Here is a 21,983-nt window from a genome sequence, read left to right as displayed (position 1 = left end):
CGCGGCTAAAGCTTGCGCCACGCCGGACAAAAACGTCAGAGACGTTTTTGAACAGCACTTGTGCTGGCCCGAAGGGCGAGTCCCATTTATGGGGCGAGTAACCGTGTCGCAAGAGGTCCGTTAAGCCTGATACCGACGATGGCACCGCGCAGCGGCATAATTTAGCCGGGAAGCCAGGGTTCGCAGGGCGACGGCGATTGAGCCGCCCTGCGTCGGGCGCGTGCTACGAGGTAGCATGAAATAACAGCACTGTGGCGCACGAAACGCACACTGATTCGGCATAAAAATGTGTTTAAGAGCGCATTTCGCCAAGGGGAAAAATCGTTTTTTTTCGCTGAAATTTTCTTCAGCTTTTTTTAAAATCTAATTTATGATGCATCAAACACCATTTTGATGCATCGCCTACAAAGGCTCAGGAGATTTGGTATGACAGTGCAAAAAACACTCTTGCTGACTGGTGCCAGCCGGGGAATCGGGCATGCCACCGTTAAGCATTTCCACGCGGCGGGGTGGCGGATCTTTACCGCGTCGCGTCAGAACTGGGCGGAAGAGTGCCCGTGGGCGGAAAAACTGCTTAATCACATCCATCTCGATTTGGAAGATATCGACAGCCTGCAACAGACGCTGCCGCTGATTAAGGAAAAGCTGGGCGGGCGGCTGGATGCGTTGGTCGATAACGCAGGGATTTCGCCAAAGGGGGAAGGCGGGCAGCGTTTGGGCGTGCGCGATACAGACTATGCGACCTGGCTGCGGGTCTTCAACGTCAATCTGTTTTCCTGTGCGCTGTTGGCAAACGGCCTGTTTGACGAGCTAAAAGCATCACAGGGCTGCGTGATTAATGTGACCTCGATTGCCGGATCGCGCGTTCATCCTTTTGCTGGTGTTGCCTATGCCACCTCGAAAGCGGCGTTGTCCGCGCTGACGCGGGAAATGGCGTTTGATTTTGGTCAGCATGGCGTTCGCGTGAATGCGATTGCGCCGGGGGAAATTGAAACCTCGATTCTGTCACCCGGTACGGATGACATCATTGAACGGCAGGTGCCGATGCAGCGCTTAGGTAAACCCGAAGAGGTGGCAAGCCTGATCTATTTTCTCTGCACCTCCGGTGCGTCTTATGTCAACGGCGCGGAAATCCACGTTAACGGAGGGCAGCATGTCTGAAGGACGGCTCACGACATTTTCTCCCATGTTCCAATCTGCTGCGTCCAATCAGTCGGTGTTTGCGGAGGCGCTATCGCATAGCGACGACCTGATGACGCAGGCCGTGCCGCAGGTTTCCTGCCAGCAGGCGCTGGCCATTGCCCAGCAAGAATATGGTTTGTCCGGGCAGATGGCGCTGCTTCAGGGCGAGCGCGATATGAATTTCTGCCTGACGGTCACGCCCGATGAACGCTATATGCTGAAGGTGATCAACGCGGCGGAACCTGCCGACGTCAGCGATTTCCAGACCGCACTGCTGCTGCACCTTGCGCAGCAGGCCCCTGAACTGCCCGTGCCGCGAATCCAGCCGACAATAGCAGGTCAGGCGGAAACGAGCGTTGAGATCGATGGTGCACTGTTGCGCGTGCGACTGGTGAGTTATCTGGCAGGCACGCCGCAGCATCTGACCGCGCCTTCCACGGCATTAATGCCGCAGTTGGGAAGCACGCTGGCGCAGTTGGATAATGCGCTTCACGGTTTTACGCATCCGGCAGCGAACCGTTCGCTGTTGTGGGATATCAGCCGCGCAGAGCAGGTGCGTCCTTACCTCGATTTTATTTCTGAGCGACAGCAGCATCAGCATCTTCGGCGCATTTTTGATCGCTATGACAGCCGCGTTGCGCCCGAATTGATGACGTTGCGCCGTCAGGTCATTCATAACGATCTGAATCCGCATAATGTGCTGGTCGATGGGGTGTCACCGACGCGGGTGACCGGCATTATCGATTTTGGCGACGCCGTATTCGCACCGTTAATCTGCGAAGTGGCGACGGCGCTGGCGTATCAGGTTGGTGATGGTGCCGATCTGCTGGAACATGTTGTGCCGTTTATTGCCGCGTATCACCAGCACAGGCCGTTAGCCCCGGAGGAGATCGCACTGTTGCCGGATTTGATTGCGACCCGCATGGCGCTGACCCTGACGATTGCGCAGTGGCGGGCATCACGCTACCCCGACAATCGGGAGTATCTGCTGCGTAATGTGCCACGCTGTTGGCACAGTTTGCAGCGCATCGCGACCTATTCCCATGCGCAGTTTGTGACTCGCCTACAGCAGGTTTGCCCGGAGGACATGCGATGAATCAAAGAAATATCACGCCTGAAATGACAACGACAGAAGCGTTGCTGGCGCGTCGTCAGCGGATATTGGGCAGCGGTTACCGCCTGTTTTATGAAGAACCGCTGCATGTTGTGCGCGGCGAGGGTGTGTGGCTGTTCGATCAGCAAGGGAAACGTTATCTGGATGTCTATAACAATGTGGCCTCGGTCGGACACTGTCACCCGGCGGTGGTGGAGGCGATAGCGCGGCAAAGCGCTCAGCTCAATACCCACACGCGGTATTTGCATTCAGCCATTGTCGATTTTGCGGAAGATTTACTCAGCGAATTTTCCGCCGAGCTAAATAACGTGATGTTGACCTGTACCGGTAGTGAGGCCAACGATCTGGCGTTGCGCATTGCCCGACACACCACGGGGGGAACGGGCGTCCTGGTGACGCGCTGGGCGTACCACGGCGTCACCAGTGCGCTGGCGGAGCTGTCGCCGTCGCTGGGCGATGGTGTAGCGCGCGGTAGCCATGTGAAGCTGATTGACGCACCGAATACCTATCGTCAGCCCGGCGCATTTCTTACCCGTATTCGTGACGCGCTGGCACAGATGCAAGAGGAGGGTATTCGTCCTGCCGCGCTGCTGGTGGATACCATTTTTTCCAGCGACGGCGTGTTCTGTGCGCCGGAAGGCGAAATGGCACAGGCTGCGGCGCTGATTCGTCAGGCTGGCGGATTGTTTATCGCGGATGAAGTGCAGCCGGGCTTTGGTCGCACCGGGGAGTCAATGTGGGGCTTTGCGCGTCACGGTATCGTCCCGGATTTGGTGAGTTTAGGGAAGCCGATGGGCAACGGGCATCCTATCGCCGGGCTGGTTGGACGTTCTGCATTATTTGAGGCATTCGGGCGAGAGGTTCGCTATTTCAATACGTTCGGCGGCAATCCGGTGTCCTGTCAGGCGGCGCACGCGGTACTGAGAGTGATTCGGGAAGAGCAGTTGCAACAGAACGCCCAGCGCGTGGGGCATTATCTGCGGCAAGGGTTACAGCAATTGGCGCAGGATTTTCCACTGATCGGCGATATTCGGGCTTACGGCTTGTTTATCGGCGTAGAATTGGTCAGCGATCGTGAAAGCAAAGCGCCGGCAAGTGAATCCGCATTGCAGGTGGTAAATGCGATGCGCCAGCGCGGTGTGCTGATCAGCGCGACGGGGCCCGCGGCGAACGTGCTGAAAATTCGCCCGCCGCTGGTGTTTCAGGAAGAACACGCCGATGTGTTTTTAACCACGTTAAGCGATGTACTGATGGTCACCGACACCCACACGCGGAAGTCATAACTCGCGTGTGGGTGCCGTGAGAACGGTGATTAGATACGAAACGCCGCAACGGCATGACTAAGTTCACCTGCACGCTCGGACAGTGAACCAGCGGCAGCGGCGGCCTCGTTAACCAGGGCGGCGTTCTGCTGCGTGACCGTTTCCATCTGCGAAATTGCGGTATTAATCTGTCCGATGCCCAGACTTTGTTCATGGCTGGCGGTGGAAATTTCGGTCACGAGCGAGGCAACCCGTTTGATGTCCTCTACGACGCTCTGAATCGTGCCGCCTGCGTCGATGACGACGGTGTGCCCGAGGTTTGCCTGCTCGACTGACGTCCCGATCAGTTCTTTGATCTCTTTCGCCGCGCTGGCGCTGCGCTGTGCCAGCGTACGAACTTCGCCCGCGACGACGGCAAAGCCTCGCCCTTGTTCGCCCGCCCGAGCGGCTTCCACGGCGGCGTTCAGTGCGAGGATGTTGGTCTGGAATGCAATACCGTCGATCACGCTGATAATATTGGTGATTTTCTCTGCGGACGACACCATCTGTTGCATGGCATTGGTCACATCGCCCATCATCTTGCCGCCATCAACGGCGCGCTGCGAGGCGGTCGTAGCCAGTTGGCTGGCGTGGGCAGCATGGGTGGCGTTTTGTTTCACGGAGGAGGTCATCTGCTCCATTGACGCCGCCGTTTCCTCCAGCGAACTGGCTTGCTGCTCGGTTCGGGAGGAGAGGTCGATGTTGCCGTTGCTGATCTGGCTGGATGCGGTTGCGATAATGTCGGCGTTGCTGTGTACTCGCTCAACGATATCCGTCAGATTCAGTACCATTTCCCGCATCGCGGTTTGCAACTGTCCCATTTCATCGCGCGAGGTAATCTCGATGCGATGCGTCAGATCGCCGCTTGCGACTTTTCTCGCTAAATCCACGGCATTTTTTATTGGTACGGCAATCGACATAATCAATCGCCAGCCGGATAAGGCAACGATGACGACCCCGAACAGTAGGGTAATGACGACGGAAAATAATATATTACTGAAACTATTTTGTGATTCGGAATACAGTTCCTCTCCCACATCCGATTGTAATTTTATCAGTTGGTCGGCAATCTTCTGCAGCGGGGCGTATTCGCTTTTTAGTGTGTGATTAATAATATATTCCAGCGCCTCTTTGTCATTTTTTTGTATTGCATGAATGGCGGGAAGGATGACTTTTTCATTGTACTGCTTGTATAAGACAACATACTGTTCTTCTAATGTTTGTTCATCGCCGGTTAAATACGTCTTGCTGTACAAGTCCCATTGCGCATCATAAATTTTTTGTGCTTCTTCGATATGCTCCAGCCCGGTCTTGACATCGTTCGGCTGTGAGAGATCTACGCTGGCGATTTCAAACATCACGTTGTTCATCTGCCTGGTTACATTGCCAAGATACTGCAGAGCGACCAGCCGATCCTGATACAGCGTTTTCATCGACTGATTTGTGCTGTTCATGCCAAACAGTCCGATAAGAGAGACAACCAAAAGCAATAATGCCATTAACAACATAACCGAAATTAATTTAAGTTTAATGCTCATAAGTACCTCTAAATGACTCCCGGATAAGGAGCGGTATTTCTATATCGACGGGGGGGAGATAAGGTTTATATTGAGATGAACTAAAATTTAAAAATGGCATTAGGGGACTTGTGATAGCATCGATTTACATTGATTTACAAAGCGATCGGTATTCTATGCTGACAGATAAATAACCATTAAAATATTATCCTGTCTGGAAAGTTACCGTTACAGTTAAATGAATAGAATAATCGTTAAGGTGGCGCTATGAAGATGGTGTTGTAGCTTCAACATTGCTTCATATAGGAGGTTTTTTTAAAAAATAGAATCATTTATTTTTAAAAAAAAATGAAACAACGCCAAGTGAAGATAATAATGATAATAAATTTCCGTAATTAAATATTATCTGCCCGTGGCATTCCTCTTCCCCGCGTAAGCAAACGCGAGGAAGAGGGCTCCGTTAGCGGTGCTGTGCTGACTGCACGGCGTCATGCAGGTTGAGGCGCTGCCAGAAATTCTGCGTACCTTTATCGCCCGGTGCGCCGGAAAGTGGGTAGCCGTCAGCCAGCGCGGTTTTCACCATCAGGTTTCTGCGTTGGGCTGCGGAGAGATGGGGAAGCACCGGGTCGAGCAGGACTTCTGCACCTTCGGGAACGCTAACCGGGGACGCCGTACCAGGTTGCGCCGGCAGACCGTAGGTCATCGTGTAGCGATAAAACGTCTTCATTTCCGGTGCGGCGTAGGGGTCATCCTGTGGCGCACTCTTTGCGCAGGCGCTCAACGTCGTGCCACAGGCTTTCTCTAACGCGTTACGTAACTCCGTTTTTGCCTGCTCAAACAGTCGACGGTACTGTGGATCGTTGAGGTAGTGCGCCACATTGCGTTCAGCAAGCATCCGCGAACCGATCACGTCTAATGGATAATGAACACCCAGTACAATGCGTGAATAGCCGTAGCGCGCGCCGCGATCGATCAGCGGGACGAAGCGCTCGGGGATCATTTCTGCTAACAGCAGCGCATCGGTGTAGCCCGTGTTGGTATGCCCGCTCGGAAATGCACCACCGGAAGCGGTGTAGGGTTTGTTATCGCCAATCACGGCGGTATCCGGCACCAGATGAATGGTGTTATTCGGCTGTAGGAAAGGGCGAGGGTAGTTGAAATGCTGCTTAGCTGCGGAGGTACTGACGGCGGATAGCTTGAGTAAGACGGCAGCCTTGCGTATTTCACCGTGGTTATATGCGTTAATGAAGACCTTACCCAAGCGTGGACCCAATGCATCAGCCAGATAGTAGAGATACCCCTGACCCTCTGCATCCACCAGTGCCTGTTCGCGCTGTCCGGTGGTGGCTTCGCGATTAATGCGCGTCACAATAGCGGTGTTTTGTTGTAACACATCGGTGGAAAGATGGGAGAAGGATTCCAGTAGCGCAATGCCGGCCTGCTGGTTGGCTTTCACGGCGAAGTCATAACCGCTGTTGTTGAGCCAATCGATATCCGCCATTTGTGGCGTTTCTCTCGCCTGCTCCAACTGTGCCCGGGTAAGCTGCGGCGCCTCTCCCTGGATCGCTTTGCGCAGCGCGGCCTGAATGGATTGCTCCAGTTCAATCACGTGGGGACGGTTACTGGCCTGCGTGGTGGTATCGACAATGGCGCCGATCGTCGCGCTGTCCGGCTCAGATGCCGTTGCAAACTCAGAAAGTGGTAATAAGAAAAGACTGACAACAGGCAGCAGAATAGAGCGATAACGCATGGTGGCATCCTTAATTGGGAGGATAAACGTTTTTCGGTGCGGGATCAGGCTAGGCGCTGATTGTGATAGTAATGTTTCAGGATATATTTTGAGATGCTTATCAACGCATTATCATGATTTGTTATGTTTGGTGATGCCGTGATGGGTATGGCGATAACCGAAGGCGACGGTAGCCTATATAGAAGAAAAAGACATAAAAGAGTTTCTAAAAAACAGAAGGGTGATTTGCTTTTTTTATCATTGACGCAAAGCTCATTTCTCTCTAACTTAAACAGACGAATATTTTTTAATATTTTATTGATTTATAAGAAGTTAATCTAATTATAACAAAAATGGCAGCCATAAATAGCCCGGTTATTCCTCAATGCAAAAAGGCGATGAAGAGCCTATCTCTGTTCAACATAACAAGTGAAACCGTTCTGTGGGATAGGCTTAACGCCCGCTAATGAGAAATGATTTTACCCACAAACACAGGCTTCCCTACATCAAACAGGCATACGTTTGCGTATGCCGACGATACATTTCTTAAAATAGTCAGTCAGCAGGAGTGAGTCAGGTAATGATTCGGTTAGAAAACGTGAGCGTTGATTTTCCCGCCGGCAAAGCAGCACAGTCCAGAGCGGTAAACAACGTCAACCTGACCATTCAACAGGGTGAAGTTTTTGGGATTGTCGGCACCAGCGGCGCGGGGAAAAGTACGCTGTTGCGGACGATCAATTTATTGCAGCGCCCGACCGAAGGACGCGTGTTTCTGGGCGATACGCTGATTAGCGATGCGTCCGGCCGTGAACTGCGTCAGCATCGGCAGCGTATCGGGATGATATTCCAGCATTTTAATCTGATGCATACCCGCAATGTTTATGACAACGTGGCGTTCAGCCTGCGTGCCGCGGGGAAGAACAAAGAAGACATCGCCTCACGCGTGCCGGAAATTCTGGCGCTGGTCGGGTTGCAGGACAAGGGGACATCTTATCCGGCACAGCTGAGCGGTGGGCAGAAACAGCGTGTGGGCATTGCTCGCGCGATTGCTAACCATCCCGAAGTGCTGCTGTGTGATGAACCGACCTCCGCGCTGGATCTGGAAACGTCGGCGTCTATTCTGGCGCTATTGAAAAGCATCAATGTCCGATTAGGTATCACGATCGTACTTATTTCCCACGAAATGAGCGTGATTAAAAGTATTTGTCAGCGCATGGCGGTGATGACGGGCGGCAATATTGTGGAAGAGGGCGACGTCTTTACGATCTTCTCTTCGCCTCAGCATGCCTACACCAAACAACTGGTTAGCCATACCAGTCCGGTCGAATTACCGGAACGTTTTAAGCTGAATAATAAAGGCGTCTTGCTGAAAATACTCTTTGCTGATGATTCGGTAGAACAACCGATATTATCCGACGTGGCACAGCAGTTTCAGGTATCGGTAAATATTCTGCACGGCAATATTGAATACATTAACGATCGCGCGCTGGGGCATATTATCGCCCAGCTTTCATACCGTGACGATCCGGCGGCGGATAACCTCGCAGCCGCTATTGCTTATATTCGACAGAATACCTTTGGGGTGGAGGTCATCAATGGCTGAGTTATTTGGTGAATTAGTTTTCGCCTTCGGTGAAACCTTCACGATGGTGTGTATTTCAACGCTGTGTGCGGTGATATTCGGCCTGCCGTTAGGTATCGCGATTTATGTGACCGATCGTCATTTATTCTGGCAGAACCGTTTTATCTATCTGGTCTCGACTGTTCTGGTGAATATTATCCGTTCGATCCCGTTTGTGATCTTGCTGGTGCTGCTGTTGCCATTAACGCAGTTTCTGCTGGGGAACACGATAGGGCCCGTGGCAGCGGCAGTGCCGATGTCCGTGGCGGCGATTGCCTTTTATGCTCGACTGGTGGATTCCGCGCTGCGCGAAGTCGATCCGGGCATTGTGGAAGCGGCGGAGGCCTTTGGCGCCAGCCCGACGCGCATCATCGGCACCGTGCTGTTGCCGGAGGCGCTGGCGGGGTTATTACGCGGCCTGACGATCACGCTGGTCAGCCTGATTGGTTACTCGGCAATGGCCGGAATTGTCGGCGGTGGCGGTGTGGGCGATCTGGCGATCCGCTTCGGCTATTACCGTTATGAAACCGAAGTGATGGTCGTGACCGTGATTGCGTTGGTGGTGCTGGTGCAGATTGTGCAAACGCTGGGTGATTTGCTATCGCGGCGGGCAAATAAGCGCGAACGCCGCTAAACCACGACAGAATAGGGTATTCAGGGCAGCAGAGAGATGTCATGAAAATAGACAAGATTGTATTAAGAAAAATGAAAATGGCGCTGAAAACGCCATTTACGACCAGCTTTGCGACGCAGACGGAGAAACACTTCTCCATCGCGGAAATTCACGCGGGCGGACAGATTGGTTACGGCGATTGCTCGGCAATTTCTCTGCCGTTTTATAACGAAGAAACCAACGTCACCGCCTGGCATATTATGCGTGACTTCCTGATCCCGATGATTAAGCAGGCTGGAGGTATTGAACATCCTTCACAGGTGCGCGATATTTTTGCGCCAGTAAAACGCAATAACTGCGCCAAAGCAGCAATCGAAGGCGGTATTTGGGATGCTTACGCAAAAATAAAAGGCGTACCGCTACATCAACTGCTGGGTGGCGTACGGGATAACGTTGAAGCGGGTGTCAGCATCGGCATTCAGGAAACACCGGATAAATTAATCAGCGTGGTCGATAATTTCCTGAAGGAAGGCTATAAGCGCATCAAAATAAAAATCAAGCCGGGAAAAGACTACGATTATATTGCGGCGCTGCGTCAGACGTTTGGTGATATTACGCTGATGGTGGATGCCAATTCTGCCTACACGCTGGACGATATCGCTTTCTTTAAGCGCATTGATAAATTCAATCTGCTGATGATTGAGCAGCCGCTGGCGCATGACGATATTATCGACCACCGTAAACTTCAGGCCGCAGTGAATACGCCTATCTGTCTGGATGAAAGTATTGCCTCGGTAGAAGATGCGCGTAAGGCGATCGAGCTGGGCAGCGCCAAAATCATCAATATTAAAGTCGCACGCGTAGGCGGCATTACCGAAACCAAGCTGATTCATGACTACTGTCAGGCGCACAATATTCCGGTGTGGTGCGGCGGTATGCTGGATACGGCGGTCGGTAAAGCGCACAACATTGCGGTATCAACGCTGCCGAACTTTATCTACGCGCACGATATTCCGCCGTCCTCCCGCTACTGGCATGAAGACTTCATGCTGCCGTTTGTTGAATTAGACAAGGACAGCTGCGTTGCGGTGCCAAATAAACCGGGAATCGGCTTCGAGATTAACCCTGAACTGTACGACAAGTATTGCTACGGACAGGAAACCTTTTTGTTTTAACTGATTCTTGAGTAAGGCTTTTTTAGTAAGGCATGTGAGCAGTAAAACGTTATCCAACACCAGGGAATAACGTTATAAAAATAGAGAAAATAATGAGCGATGTTGCATCGCGCGTAAGGGGATAGATTTAGGGAGAAACACGGTGATGAGGTTTCCGCAGGGATGCCTCACACCGTGGTCGCTCCCGATATCTCGATCTTAACCGTGGTTACAGACGCCCAACATAACGAGAATGCCGTTAGCAAAACGGCGAAGACTGACTAAATCGGACAGACAGGAACGCGACGATGCGATTGAAAAAACTTATTCCACTCATGCTGGCGTTGGGCATCTCTCAGGCTTACGCAGCAGATTCAGGCAAAGAAATCACCATCGGCGTATCGCCGGGGCCGTACGGTGATATGGTCACAAAAGCGATCAAACCGGAGATGGTGAAAAAAGGCTACGACGTGAAAGTGCGCGAATTCAGCGACTACATCCAGCCGAACCTGGCCTTGTCGAACAACAGTATCGACGCAAACCTGTTCCAAAACCGCCGCTACCTTGACCGTTTCAGTGCGGATAAAGGGCTGAAACTGGCGGAAGTGATCACCGTGCCGACGGCCAGCATGGGCTTTTACTCCAACAAAGTCCGCTCCCTGAATGAGCTGAAAGCGGGCGATATCGTCACGCTGCCAAACGATCCGTCCAATCTGGCTCGTTCGCTGGATTTCCTGCAAAAATACGGCCTGATCAAGATCAATCCAGAGATTACACCGACCAAAGCCTCACTGCGTGATATCACTGAAAACCCGAAAGGGCTGGTCTTTAAACCGCTGGAAGCCGCACAGCTGCCGCGTGCGCTGGGTGGCGTAACCGGTTCGCTGATTAACGCCAATTTCGCGATTTCCGCTGGCCTGAATCTGTCTGACGCGATTCAGTTAGATGTGCTGCCGGAAGATCTGAAAAACATGATTGTCGTGCGTGCAGAAGATGCCGACAAACCGTTTGCTCAGGATCTGAAAGCTGCCGTTCAATCCCCGGAGTTCGCTGCGTTCTTTGAGGACAAAAACTCCATGTTCCACGCGTTCCAGAAGCCTGAGTGGATGAAAAAGGGTACGCACTCAGAGTAAACGACTCCTGAATCGGTTGACGCTATTGCCCGATATTACTATGGTAGTTATTACCATAGTAATATCGGGCATTCTTTTATGGGATAAGCATGGGACAAAAAAGGATTTTTGTTGCGCGTCACTACGATAAATCTCGTAGAAAATCAGATATAACCGATCAGCAGTTACGTGATATTGCGGCAGATATTATTGATAATCCAGATAAAGGAGGCCTCGGTGGCGGTGTTTATAAAAAACGCGTTGCTACCGGCCTGGGTAAACGTGGTGGTGCCCGGACAATAGTGGCTTATCATCGTGAAGATAAAGTATTTTTCTTTGAGGGATGGGAGAAAAACACGGTATCAAGGCGTGGAAAAGAAATTCCCGATGATGTATTAGCTGCTTTTAAAATTGCGTCAACGGTGTTTAAAAACAAATCTGATGCCGATCTCGAAACAGACCTTAAAAATAAAGAGCTTGTTGAGGTGATAAATGGTTGATAAGCGCTTATTAAATATACAGATCATGATTCAGCGTCAACATGCCGCAGGTACGGCCAGTGACGTCGATCTTGACGCTATCAATCGCTTGGTAGCGGAAAGTCAAAAAACGGAATCACGCGCAGGCATGGATGCAAGCAGAGTACGAGCTATCCGCGAGCGTGAAAAAATTAGTCAAAGCCAGCTGGCTGGCATCATCAATATGTCGGCCAATAGCGTTCAGAAATGGGAACGTGGAGTAAGTTCACCAACGGGTGCGGCATTACGAATACTGGAAGTTATCGAGAGGAAAGGGTTAAGCGCTATTCTTTGATGATGGAATAACGAAAGATAAATGGTTATTTCATTGTGTTTAGTGGCCGTTTGATGTGGCCACTTTTCCGTGTATATAGCAATCTACTCAGGTTCTAAAAATCACTTCTGACGGGCATATTCCCGGTGTTCTTCTAATAGCGTATGCCCTTGTTCCCCCAGTTCCCAGAACAGGCCAGTCATGATCGCTAATCCTTCGCGGGCGACGGATTTCAGCAGGTGTTCGTTGACCGCGTGCTGGCCGCATGCCGGATAAGAATGAGGGATCCACAGCGTCGGCAGGCCGAGGATGTCGGCGAAAACATCATTAGGCAGCGAACCGCCCAAATTTGGTAACAACGCAGGCTGTTTGCCGCTGATGTGCTGCATCAGAGCCAGCGTCCAGTTTACCAGCGGGTCTTCCGGATTAAAGCGTGTCGCCGGAGAGGTGTTAAGCACCTGAATCTCCACCTGCGCAAAGCCATGTTGGTCAAGGTGTTGACGCACATGTTGTGCCAGATGCTGCCAGTCGGTGCCGACCACAAAGCGCAGTTGGCAAATTGCCGTGGCGTCGGCGGGAATCGCGTTCACCGGCTTACGCGGGTTGCCGGTAATGAACGACAGCACTTCCAGTGTGTTCCAGCCAAATAACCGCTCGGCAGGCGTGAGTCCCTCTGCGCCCCAGCTTTCATCAATCGCCGGATCGCCCTCGCCACCAGCGGGATCGATGGTGCTGAGAATCTCCCGCAGCGCGGGGGTTAACGGCGGTGGCAGCAGGGCGTTGATCTTCATCCGTCCTTGCCCGTCCACCAGACTGGCTAAAGCGTTCGCCAATTGGGTGCCTGGGTTGCTCAGCAAACCGCCCCAGTTGCCAGAGTGATAGGCCTGCTCGCGTGACTTGATGCGCAAACGGAAATTGACGCAGCCGCGAGAACCGAGGAACAGCGTCGGGCGCGCTGCGCTGAGGCGTGGTCCGTCGGAGGCGATAAAGATGTCGGCTGCCAGTTCCTGCTTGTGTTGTTGGCACAGCTCGGCAAGCCCCGGTGAGCCAATTTCTTCGCCCATCTCGAACAGCAGTTTGCAGTTGAAGCCCAGACGCTGCCCGCGTGCCTGAAACACCTGCTCCAACGCCATCAGGTTAATACTGTGCTGACCTTTATTATCGGCACTGCCGCGTCCGTACCAGTGGTCGCCTTCTTCCACCAATTCCCACGGTTTGAGCCCGTCGCGCCAGTTTTCTTCATCACCGAACACCACATCACCGTGACCGTAGGACAGCACGGTCGGCAGGCTGGGATCTTCAATACGTTCGGCCAGCAGAAAAGGGGGATGGCCTTCATCCAACGAGGTAATCTGTCTTACGCTGAACCCCATTGCCTGCAACGCGGGTTGGATCTCCTCCGTCAGATAGCGGTTCAGCGCAAGCTGGTTACCCGCTTTCTGGCTCTCGCTGGCATGCGCAATGCGCCGTGCCAGCGTCTGTTTAAATTCTCCGCGATCGAAACGTTCACAGGCGATACGAATAAGGTCTGCGCTGGTCATGCCTTTCCTTGCTGGATAGTGTGCCGAAGTTACCGATATTTAAAGAAAAAATGAGCTTTGCAACAATAATAAAAATTGCAATTAAGCTTTGCTTTTAATATAAACCTGCCAATCCCCCGCGATGTCTGAAAGGAATGCCGCCATGCACAGCACCGAGATTCGTTATTTTCTGGTGGTTGCCACCACCGGTTCGCTCAGCGCCGCGAGTCAGCACCTGTTTGTTGCCGTGTCTGCGATCAGCCGCCAAATCCAGCGGCTGGAAGAACGCATCGGCGTGCCGTTGTTCGAACGTCATGCGCGCGGCATGGTGTTAAATGATGCCGGGCGCATTCTGGAAAATCATGTGCGCAAGAGCATGATGGACATGGATGCTGCCGTGGCGGAAATTCAGGGGCTGAAGGCGAGTCGTCGAGCGCTGCTGCGCATCGGCTGTACGGAAGGGATGGCGTTTGATCTGCTGCCGACGCTGTTTGCGCGTTTTCGTCAGCATGACCCGGATACCACCTTTGCGCTGAAAGTGGACTCGGCGATGCAGGTGTCTCAAATGATCCGCAATGGTGAAGTGGATATCGCGCTCCAGTTTGCGCTGGCGCCCGAGCAGGGCGTGAATGTGGAACTGGCGCTGCCTGCGCCGCTGATGTTACTGATGTCTGACGATCATCCACTGGCGCAGCAGTCTATCCAACTGGCCGATCTGCATCCTTTCCCGCTGGCGCTTCCGGAACCCTCTACTACGCTACGCCAACTGTTTGACCTCTCGTGCCGCATGAACGGCACCTTTCTGGAACCGACGCTGTGCTGTAACAACTTCACCACGCTTTATTACTATGCGATGAGCACGCCGGGTGCGGTGACCGCCTGTAGTTTCTATTCCGTGATGTACAAGTGCTTACAGGAACCGATGCGCCTGAAACCGCTGAATATCAGGCAGCTTGACCAGCGTTCACTTCAGATCCAAACGCTGGCAGGGAAAGCTCATGCACCCCAGCAGCAGGCTTTCCTGGATTTCATGATGGCGGAACTGCGTCAGGGGGAAGCATATTATCTGAGTCAGATCGCGGAAAGCTAACAATCCGCCGTTACTCCATCTCGATAATGTCGCGTTTCTGCTCGTCTTCGAGCTGGCGCAGGACGCGATACACCTGCGCGACGGCCTGAAGCGTTTCGCGCGGAATGTAATGGCCTTCCGGCGTAGTGCGATACAGCGTACGGGTCAGCCAGATGAAGCGAATCACTGGAATATCGGCTTTTTTCGCCTGCGCGATGAGCTCCTGCGCCGCGCTATCCTCCCCCTTAAACAAGATGCGCGGTAACGGCGTTTTGCCGGGGCGATAGTAAAGTCCCACCGCATAGTGTGTTGGGTTAACCAGCAGCATATCGGCGTCTTCGACTTTGGCTTTGGGGCGCGGCGCGGCGGGTTCGTTCATCAGTTCATGCGCCAGCGATTTACGATGGCCTTTCATGTGGGGATCGCCTTCGGAATCCTTGTGCTCGTTGCGTAAATCCTCATGGCTCATGCGCTGCTGCTTGAGAAAGAAGTATTTTTGCAGGCCGAAATCCAGTGCAGACAGCACTAACAGCGCCGTCAGCGTGGTGCGGGCAATACGCGTCAGCAGCGCTTTAACCCCTTGCCAGAAACCGTGGAGATCGCCATAGGCCAATTCGACCAGCGCTTCCAGTTCCGGCACCACCACTTTATAAAAGACCGTACCGATCACCACGGCCTTCAGGATATTGGTCAGCATTTCCACCAGCTTGCGCATCGAAAACATCTGCTTGAACTGGTTAATTGGGTTCAGTCGATTGAGATCGAGCTTCAGCGCTTCGGGCGCAAACAGCGGGCCATACTGGATCCAGCCGCCCACCACGCGCAGCAAGACGGCAATTGCGGCGGCTAGCAGGCAGAGCGTGCCTGCCAGCACGGCGGCATCATGAAAGACTTCTTTCGCCACCTGCGCAAACGGCGCATCCAGCCGTTGTAGCGGCAGTTGCACCAGCGTCTGGAGTTTTCCCATTGTGCTGTCCGCTAACGCCAACACGCATTCCAGTAGACCGACGCAGATCAGCAGCTTGGGCACATCCTGACTTTGTCCGACTTCCCCTTTACGGCGCGCGTCTTCGAGCTTTTTATCTGTGGGCTGTTCCGTTTTCTCGCTCATGGTTCCGCCTGATTAGCTGCTTGATGCCGTAAAAAGTAGTGGGAGCAGGTGCTTAAGATCCGGTAGTCCCTTCAGTCTGTCGTCGCCCAGATACTGTAATACCGGCAGGTAGACGATGAAAAACGCCATTCCGACCAGACATTTAGCCGGAATGGAGAGGACGAAGACCTGAAGCTGCGGGCTATACAGACTGAGTAGCGCAATACTGAATTCCAACAGTAGCAGCAGTGCGACCAGCGGCCCGGCGTACACCACCAGATGGGTAAAGGTATCAGCCAGCAGGCTGAGGTAGACTTCAAACCCTTTTTCACCCGGTGCGGGCAGCCAGGACAGCACCGGCCAGATCTGGTAGCTGTCCCAAATCAACTGCGTTAGTCCTTTCAGGCCGATGCCAATAATCAGCAGCAGAATCAGGGTCTGTTTCAGCAGGTGGCCGAGTGGCGTGGCGTCCGAGCCCAGTGCAGGGTTGAGTTGGCCGCCCATCAACGCGCCGCGCTGGTTATCGAACAGGGCACCGACGGATTCAAACAGCCAGAACGGCATCGCCAGAATCAGCGCGATAAGGAGCCCGACAATGATCTCTTTCAACAGCAGGCCGGGCAGCATCGGCCAGGACAGCGGCGTCAGCAGGAGTTGCTGTTGCACGATGGGAGCAGGCAGCAGCGTCAGGGAAATCACCACTGCGTTGCGCATCATCCCTTTCAGCACGTTGAGTGAAAAAACCGGCACCAGAATAAAGCAGGGATACAGTCGGGCAATGCCGAGCGTAATGGCGATGATAAAGTCGTAAACGTGCTGAATGGTGGCGATCATGCGAATTTATACCCCGGTCTGCGCAATCATGTTGAACGCGGTAATAGCCAACTGCATCAGCTCTACGCCAATCCAGCGCCCACAGAGCGCCAGCGCCAACCCGACGGAAATCAGTTTGACGGCGAAGGGCAGCGTCTGATCCTGCAACTGCATCACCGCCTGTAGCAGCGAGATCAGCACGCCGACGATCACCGCAACCAGCAGCGGCGGCGCCGAGAGCAGCACGACCATCACCATGGCCTGACGGAAAAGCGTGATTATTTCCATCGCGGCCTCACAGATAGCTGTAAAACAGGCCGTCGAGCAGTCGTGTCCAGCCGTTCACCAGCACGAACAGCAGCAGCTTTAACGGCAGCGACAGCGTCATTGGCGCAACCATCTGCATCCCCAGCGCCAGCAGCACGTTGGAGACGATGAGGTCGATGACGATAAACGGGATATAAATCAGGAAGCCGATTTTGAACCCGGCTTGTAGCTCCGACAGCACAAAAGCCGGGATCACCAGCAGCAGATTTTGCGTATTGACCTTTTCGGATAGCGACGCAGGCCACATTTGCAGGCTGTTCTCATGCAGGTGGGTGAGGATATCCGGGTCAACGTTGCGTGACATAAAGGTTTGCAGCGGTTCCAGTCCGTAGGTCACGCTGGCCTGAAGCGACGTGATATCGGTCATATCCAGCGGCTTTTCCTGCACGCGTTTGCTGACGTCCTGAAACACCGGTGCCATCACAAACAGCGTTGCCGCGAGCGCGATGCCGTACAGCGCCATATTGGGCGGTACCTGCTGTACCCCGATGGCGTTGCGGGTGATCAACAGCACAATCGCAATCTTTAGAAAGCAGGTGCAGACAATCATCATCAGTGGAATCAGGGAGAGGGCGCCCAGAAAGAGCGCAAACATCAACGGGTCGAACGCGCCGGAGGTCATGGGGCCAGCTCCGGTTCGGCGGCGTGTTCTTCATCCGTTAGTGGCAAACGCGGTGTTGGTGCGGAAAAGCGCTGGGTAATTTGTAGCCCCAGTCGGCCTTCCACATCGACCAGATCGCCGCTCGCCAGAGCGATATCGCCGTAATACAGCCAGGCTTGTCCCGGCACCACGTCGCGCAGCGTTAACACGCTACCGCTGGCAAGGTGCTGCAATTCCGTTAGCGTCATCGTCAGGCTGCCGCAGCGAATATGTAAGGTGACCGGCAGCGGCGGTAAATTTTCGGTGACATTGTCACCTTCTTGCGTGAATTCAAATGCCGATGCCTCCGTGTGGGGATCGGCGAACATTGTGTCGGTAGCGGACGAGGGCATTGGGACAGTCTCCATGTCGGTAACGGTAAAGGTGTAGGGGGCGAGCTCCGTGAGCTGTAGCGTGCCGCGCAGGCGTAGCGTGCCGGATGACAGCGTTCCCTCGCCGGAGGGGGTAAACCACGGACGGTTAGGAAGAATAAGATCGCCCGTACGCAAGCGAAGTAACGCGGACAGCGGCAGCACGGCATCAGCCAGCGTGAGCGGAATAGCGATAGCCATTCCGGCTGGCAGCGTGTGGCGCTGACGGTACCAGCCTGCGCGAGAAAACAATGCCAGCCAGACAGTATCTGTGGCCTGCATCCTGCTGCGCACGGTAATCCCATTCCAACTAACACAAAGCCAGGCACAGAGGGCGGCACCCTTGTCGTGCGGCGTTTCATGACCCATACCCAGCGGATAAATCTCCCCGACGAGCGCGCGCAGGGCGGGATTGAGCGACTGGTTGTAGAGCGTCCAGTACCACTCCTGTGCCGCATCATCGTCTTCAGATAGTGGCAGCAGCGGGCAGTCCGACAGCAGGCTGAGTACCGGGAACGGATCGGTCAGTGCGATATTACCGATGTCGCTACGCCAGTTGCTGGCCTGCGTGGTGGACGATTCCTCTGCCAGCACGCATTCGTTCGTCAGTTGAAGATGTAGGCGGCCCGCCCGTCCTTCACGGGTAAACGGCAGCGCGAGCCCAGCGGCCAATACCGATCGGATACGGGCATGCTGCGCACGCAGGGTCGGCAGTGTCAGCGGTTGAATGTGTGAGGAATTTGAACTCATCGCTCATACTCTCTGGCGTCAAAACGCAGGTTTATCGGGCAGTCCAGCGCGCTGGCGAGCGAATGGCGGCAGGCTTCGCGCCGATCTTTTAACTGGTGGTAGCTTTCCCGGCTAAAACGCAGAGAAATATCCCAGCCGCGCGGCACCAGCGTGGCTAAGCGTGCATCGATATCGCCCAACTGCGGCAGTTGCAGGCTAAAGGCAAACGGCGGGGCGCAGATGTTGTCCATCGCCTCAATCAACTCACATTGCAACGGCTGCCACGGTGACGGTGTCACATATTGTGGGCTGTCCGGTGCCTCATTTTGCAACGGCAACGGGGCATTGAGGGCACCACCCGGCGCTAAGGCGATAGGCGCGTCCTGATAGAACGCGTCCTCAAAACCGTCTGAGAACGTGAAGGCCTCCCAGAAATCGCTATGTTGTGGATCGGGCTGTGAGTGGTGTTGCGGGCCGTCTGCGCGAGAGGATTTGCCGTGCAGCACGGCCTGCGCGTTCTGCGTCGCCGTAGATTCGGATGACGCAATCTGTCGGTTATTCATACGTGCTCCTGAGGTAACGTCAGCAGATATTCCAGTTTCTCCACCGCTTTCTGACATTGGCGAGTGGCATCTCGGGCGCGATCAACCTGACGCTGCTGATCGTGATGTTGCTGTTGCGTGGCTTGTACCTGTTGCGTTTCTGCCGCTATCTCGCCGAGTAAGCGCTGTTCGGCGGCAAGGCGCTTTTTCAGATTTTCCAGCGTTTGGCGTTGCCCCTGAGTGTCTCGGGCAAACTGGTCGCGCTGCGTCTGGCTGGCCTGTTGCAACGCATCGACCTGCTCCTGATGATGGCGCTGCTGTTCCGCAATGCGGATCAACTGCTGTTCTTCCTGCCGCTGTTGGCGCTCGCTGCGGCTTAAGCGTTGACGGCGTATCGGCATCAGCAGGTTCAACACGGTCTGTAACTCGGCATCGCGTTCGGTGTTATGGGGCATAGCGGCTGACTCCGGCGAGCTGTTGTTGAATCACGCCATAAGGCATCGGTTCACGCATCGACTGACGCAGAAACTGGGTGATTTCTGCATGGGCGTTGACGGCGGAATCGGTCAGCACATCATGCCCGGGCTGGTATTCGCCGAGGCGTATCAGCATCTCAACTTGTTTGTACGCCGCCATCAGACGCCGTACGCCGCCCGCGTTGCGGGTGTGATCGGTATCTACGACGTTACTCATGGTGCGGCTCAAACTGGCTAGCACATCAATAGCCGGATAGTGCCCCTGTTCCGCCAGCCGTCGGGCGAGCACGATGTGCCCGTCAATCAGCGAACGCACTTCGTCGGCAACCGGATCGTTCATGGAGTCCTGCTCGATCAGCACCGAATAGAGCGCGGTGATGGCACCGTCTTCCGTTTGTCCGGCGCGTTCGACCAACCGCGGCAGCAGCGTATAGACCGACGGCGGCAGTCCGCCGCGCCCCTGTGGCTCCCCGAGCGCCAGGCCGATTTCGCGTTGGGCGCGGGCAAAGCGCGTCAGGGAATCAATAATCAGCAGCACCTGACGGCCTTCAGCCCGGTAAGCCTCGGCGATAGCCGTGGCAGTGAACGCCGCGCGCGCACGTTCCATGCTGCTGCGGTCAGAGGTGGAACACACCAGCACGGTACGGCTGCGCAGTTCATCGTCCAGTTCGTGATCGAGAAATTCGCGCAGTTCACGGCCACGTTCGCCAATCAGCCCGAAAACAATGGCGTCGCACGGCGTATTACGTGCCAGTTCGGCCAGTAGCGTGGTTTTGCCGCAGCCCGCACCGGCGAAGATGCCGACGCGTTGCCCCTGGCCGATGGTCAGCAGGCCATCGACGGCGCGCAGTCCGGTGGGGAGCGGCTGGCTGATGCGTGGGCGGGAGGTCGGCGGTGGGGCATCGCCCAGCACCGGCTGTGTGCGGCCTATGGCATGACCGGGTTCGACAAACGCGCTCTCACCGTCGTCCTCCAGCGCCCGCCCAAACCCGTCCAGCACGCTGCCCAGCAAACGTTCCGACACCTGAATGCAGTGCGGCTGATACAGCGGCGTCACGGCGGCACCCTGTGCGATGCCGTCCAGCGCCCCGAGCGCGGAGAGAAAGGTATTGTTCGGGCTAAACCCTACGACTTCGGCCATCATCTGGCTGTCGTCCTGACGGGCCACCCAGCACAGATCGCCAATGCGCGCCTGCGGCAGGCTGCATTCCAACAGAATGCCGCTGACGGCCATGACGCGGCCTTTTTTCTCCACGGGCGCATAGGCTGCCAGATGCTGGCGCTGTTGTGCGACCCACTGGTCGATCAGGGGAAAAGAAGAAGGTTGCGTCTGCATTACCAGTTCACCGTTATCTGTTGTCTGCCGCTGAATTCAATCTGGTGCTCATCAATCTTCACCAGACGCAGGTTGTCGATCTCATCGCCGATGAAAAAGCGCTGGCCATCCGCTGTGACGACGTTGGCGCGCGACCCGCTGGTTACCTGAACGATCTGAAACGGCAGTTGCTCCGTTTTCAACTGCGTCCGGTTATCCACGGACAGCGCGGTTCTATAACGTTGGTGGAGTTGAGCGAGCATCCGTTCCAGCTTTTTTTGATCGTCCGGCGTTAATTGTCCGGTAAGCGTGAGGCGATCCTGATACGCCGCCACTTTCACGGCCGCGCTCAGTTCCCGCTCCTGCAACATAATGCGCAGCGTGCTTTCCAGCTGTGGCAGGGTGCTGAGCGGTTTACGGGTATCCTGCGGCGGCGAGGCGGCAGGCATCGCGACGCTCTCCTGTAGCTGCCAACTGCCTACCATTACCAGCAGCAGCGCGCCAAGCAGCAGATAGCTGGCTTTGGCCCACAGCGGCAGACGTGGCGTGGGGGCAGGCGTAGGAATCGGTGCGGCGACATGATCCGACGGTTCATCGATGGGCATATCCGCAGGGGACACGTTTTCTTCTACGGCCGGGGGCGTTTCGCTGTCGTCAGGCCAAGGGGTATCGGCTGCGACAATGCAAAGCCAAATCTGCCCCAGCGCAAACGGCGTGCCGGGCGGCAGAGCGTCAATGTGTTCGATGGTATGGCCTTCCGCATTACACAAGGCGCCATCCTGTGCGCTAAGCGTCCAGCCGTCAGCGGTCTTCTCCAACTGACCGTGATACGGCGCTATGCCGGGATCGTAGAGCACGAGATCGGCATCATCGGCCGCACCGATGCGCCAGGCGTTTCCGCAGAGCGGCAGCGCCGCACCGCGATGTAAACCAGTCAGCACGCGTAATTCAAACAT

At 54.7% G+C, this 21,983-nt stretch carries 22 protein-coding genes; 10 read left to right on the top strand and 12 right to left on the bottom strand.

What is annotated here, in order from left to right; all coding sequences use genetic code 11:
• Nucleotides 1–426: 426 nt before the first annotated feature.
• Genes WCT94_RS19550 through WCT94_RS19540 form a run of 3 tightly spaced genes read left to right on the top strand, consistent with a single transcriptional unit; the run spans nucleotide 427 to nucleotide 3,579 of the window.
• A complete protein-coding gene (locus WCT94_RS19550) occupies nucleotides 427–1,161 on the top strand; it encodes an SDR family NAD(P)-dependent oxidoreductase (protein WP_336871327.1) in 735 nt (244 codons plus the stop codon).
• Nucleotides 1,154–2,278 carry a phosphotransferase gene (locus WCT94_RS19545; RefSeq protein WP_336871325.1) on the top strand — a complete coding sequence of 375 codons (1,125 nt, stop codon included), beginning with the start codon at nucleotides 1,154–1,156 and terminating at the stop codon, nucleotides 2,276–2,278. Before WCT94_RS19550 ends, WCT94_RS19545 begins: the two co-directional genes overlap by 8 nt.
• Nucleotides 2,275–3,579 carry an aspartate aminotransferase family protein gene (locus WCT94_RS19540; RefSeq protein ID WP_336871323.1) on the top strand — a complete coding sequence of 435 codons (1,305 nt, stop codon included), beginning with the start codon at nucleotides 2,275–2,277 and terminating at the stop codon, nucleotides 3,577–3,579. The genes WCT94_RS19545 and WCT94_RS19540 overlap by 4 nt, the downstream gene beginning before the upstream one ends.
• A 29-nt stretch (nucleotides 3,580–3,608) precedes the next feature.
• Here the strand turns inward: WCT94_RS19540 and WCT94_RS19535 are convergent, their stop codons facing one another.
• Nucleotides 3,609–5,135, bottom strand: coding sequence for a methyl-accepting chemotaxis protein (locus WCT94_RS19535; protein WP_336871321.1), 1,527 nt, complete (start codon nucleotides 5,133–5,135; stop codon nucleotides 3,609–3,611).
• Between the two features lie 439 nt (nucleotides 5,136–5,574).
• Entirely contained in the window at nucleotides 5,575–6,864 is a 1,290-nt protein-coding gene (locus WCT94_RS19530; protein WP_336871319.1) for an acid phosphatase, read from the bottom strand.
• A 559-nt stretch (nucleotides 6,865–7,423) separates the two neighbouring features.
• Between WCT94_RS19530 and WCT94_RS19525 the strand changes: the two genes are divergently transcribed.
• The 6 genes from WCT94_RS19525 to WCT94_RS19500 all read left to right on the top strand — a co-directional run bounded on the left by WCT94_RS19525 (nucleotide 7,424) and on the right by WCT94_RS19500 (nucleotide 12,156).
• A complete protein-coding gene (locus WCT94_RS19525; RefSeq protein ID WP_317178181.1) occupies nucleotides 7,424–8,446 on the top strand; it encodes a methionine ABC transporter ATP-binding protein in 1,023 nt (340 codons plus the stop codon).
• Nucleotides 8,439–9,098 carry a methionine ABC transporter permease gene (locus tag WCT94_RS19520; protein WP_015840447.1) on the top strand — a complete coding sequence of 220 codons (660 nt, stop codon included), beginning with the start codon at nucleotides 8,439–8,441 and terminating at the stop codon, nucleotides 9,096–9,098. The genes WCT94_RS19525 and WCT94_RS19520 overlap by 8 nt, the downstream gene beginning before the upstream one ends.
• Nucleotides 9,099–9,139: 41 nt before the next feature.
• On the top strand, nucleotides 9,140–10,252 hold the full coding sequence (gene menC / locus WCT94_RS19515; protein WP_336871317.1) for an o-succinylbenzoate synthase: 1,113 nt from the start codon (nucleotides 9,140–9,142) through the stop codon (nucleotides 10,250–10,252).
• Nucleotides 10,253–10,539: 287 nt separating this feature from the next.
• Nucleotides 10,540–11,364, top strand: coding sequence for a MetQ/NlpA family ABC transporter substrate-binding protein (locus WCT94_RS19510; RefSeq protein WP_336871315.1), 825 nt, complete (start codon nucleotides 10,540–10,542; stop codon nucleotides 11,362–11,364).
• An 89-nt stretch (nucleotides 11,365–11,453) separates the two neighbouring features.
• Nucleotides 11,454–11,843, top strand: coding sequence for a type II toxin-antitoxin system RelE/ParE family toxin (locus WCT94_RS19505; protein WP_336871312.1), 390 nt, complete (start codon nucleotides 11,454–11,456; stop codon nucleotides 11,841–11,843).
• Nucleotides 11,836–12,156 carry a helix-turn-helix domain-containing protein gene (locus WCT94_RS19500; protein WP_336871309.1) on the top strand — a complete coding sequence of 107 codons (321 nt, stop codon included), beginning with the start codon at nucleotides 11,836–11,838 and terminating at the stop codon, nucleotides 12,154–12,156. The genes WCT94_RS19505 and WCT94_RS19500 overlap by 8 nt, the downstream gene beginning before the upstream one ends.
• 101 nt (nucleotides 12,157–12,257) lie before the next feature.
• Here the strand turns inward: WCT94_RS19500 and WCT94_RS19495 are convergent, their stop codons facing one another.
• A complete protein-coding gene (locus WCT94_RS19495) occupies nucleotides 12,258–13,676 on the bottom strand; it encodes a M20 family metallopeptidase (protein WP_336871307.1) in 1,419 nt (472 codons plus the stop codon).
• A 142-nt stretch (nucleotides 13,677–13,818) separates the two neighbouring features.
• Here WCT94_RS19495 and WCT94_RS19490 point away from each other — a divergent pair, with 142 nt between their 5' ends.
• Entirely contained in the window at nucleotides 13,819–14,745 is a 927-nt protein-coding gene (locus tag WCT94_RS19490) for a LysR family transcriptional regulator (protein WP_336871305.1), read from the top strand.
• A 10-nt stretch (nucleotides 14,746–14,755) separates the two neighbouring features.
• On the opposite strand, the gene sctU is transcribed toward WCT94_RS19490, so the two are convergent.
• The 9 genes from sctU to WCT94_RS19445 are packed head-to-tail and all read right to left on the bottom strand — an operon-like array spanning nucleotide 14,756 to nucleotide 21,983.
• Nucleotides 14,756–15,835, bottom strand: a complete 1,080-nt coding sequence (gene sctU, locus WCT94_RS19485) for a type III secretion system export apparatus subunit SctU (RefSeq protein ID WP_336871302.1) — start codon at nucleotides 15,833–15,835, stop codon at nucleotides 14,756–14,758.
• Between the two features lie 12 nt (nucleotides 15,836–15,847).
• On the bottom strand, nucleotides 15,848–16,648 hold the full coding sequence (gene sctT, locus WCT94_RS19480) for a type III secretion system export apparatus subunit SctT (protein ID WP_336871299.1): 801 nt from the start codon (nucleotides 16,646–16,648) through the stop codon (nucleotides 15,848–15,850).
• Between the two features lie 6 nt (nucleotides 16,649–16,654).
• A complete protein-coding gene (sctS, locus tag WCT94_RS19475; RefSeq protein ID WP_015840440.1) occupies nucleotides 16,655–16,915 on the bottom strand; it encodes a type III secretion system export apparatus subunit SctS in 261 nt (86 codons plus the stop codon).
• Nucleotides 16,916–16,922: 7 nt separating this feature from the next.
• Nucleotides 16,923–17,576: a type III secretion system export apparatus subunit SctR gene (gene sctR / locus WCT94_RS19470; RefSeq protein WP_319847872.1), complete on the bottom strand. Its 654-nt coding sequence runs from the start codon at nucleotides 17,574–17,576 to the stop codon at nucleotides 16,923–16,925.
• Complete coding sequence (sctQ, locus tag WCT94_RS19465) at nucleotides 17,573–18,715, bottom strand: type III secretion system cytoplasmic ring protein SctQ (protein WP_336871297.1); 1,143 nt, start codon at nucleotides 18,713–18,715, stop codon at nucleotides 17,573–17,575. Before sctQ ends, sctR begins: the two co-directional genes overlap by 4 nt.
• Complete coding sequence (locus WCT94_RS19460) at nucleotides 18,712–19,257, bottom strand: type III secretion system HrpP C-terminal domain-containing protein (protein ID WP_336871295.1); 546 nt, start codon at nucleotides 19,255–19,257, stop codon at nucleotides 18,712–18,714. The genes sctQ and WCT94_RS19460 overlap by 4 nt, the downstream gene beginning before the upstream one ends.
• On the bottom strand, nucleotides 19,254–19,691 hold the full coding sequence (locus WCT94_RS19455) for a type III secretion protein (RefSeq protein WP_336871293.1): 438 nt from the start codon (nucleotides 19,689–19,691) through the stop codon (nucleotides 19,254–19,256). The genes WCT94_RS19460 and WCT94_RS19455 overlap by 4 nt, the downstream gene beginning before the upstream one ends.
• A complete protein-coding gene (sctN, locus tag WCT94_RS19450) occupies nucleotides 19,681–21,048 on the bottom strand; it encodes a type III secretion system ATPase SctN (protein WP_336871291.1) in 1,368 nt (455 codons plus the stop codon). Before sctN ends, WCT94_RS19455 begins: the two co-directional genes overlap by 11 nt.
• On the bottom strand, nucleotides 21,048–21,983 hold the full coding sequence (locus tag WCT94_RS19445; RefSeq protein WP_336871289.1) for an FHA domain-containing protein: 936 nt from the start codon (nucleotides 21,981–21,983) through the stop codon (nucleotides 21,048–21,050). Before WCT94_RS19445 ends, sctN begins: the two co-directional genes overlap by 1 nt.

The organism is Pectobacterium sp. 1950-15 (assembly GCF_037136835.1).
Classification (GTDB): domain Bacteria; phylum Pseudomonadota; class Gammaproteobacteria; order Enterobacterales; family Enterobacteriaceae; genus Pectobacterium.
The sequence above is the reverse complement of the archived record's forward strand: the minus strand, read 5'-3'. Positions and strand labels throughout refer to the sequence as shown.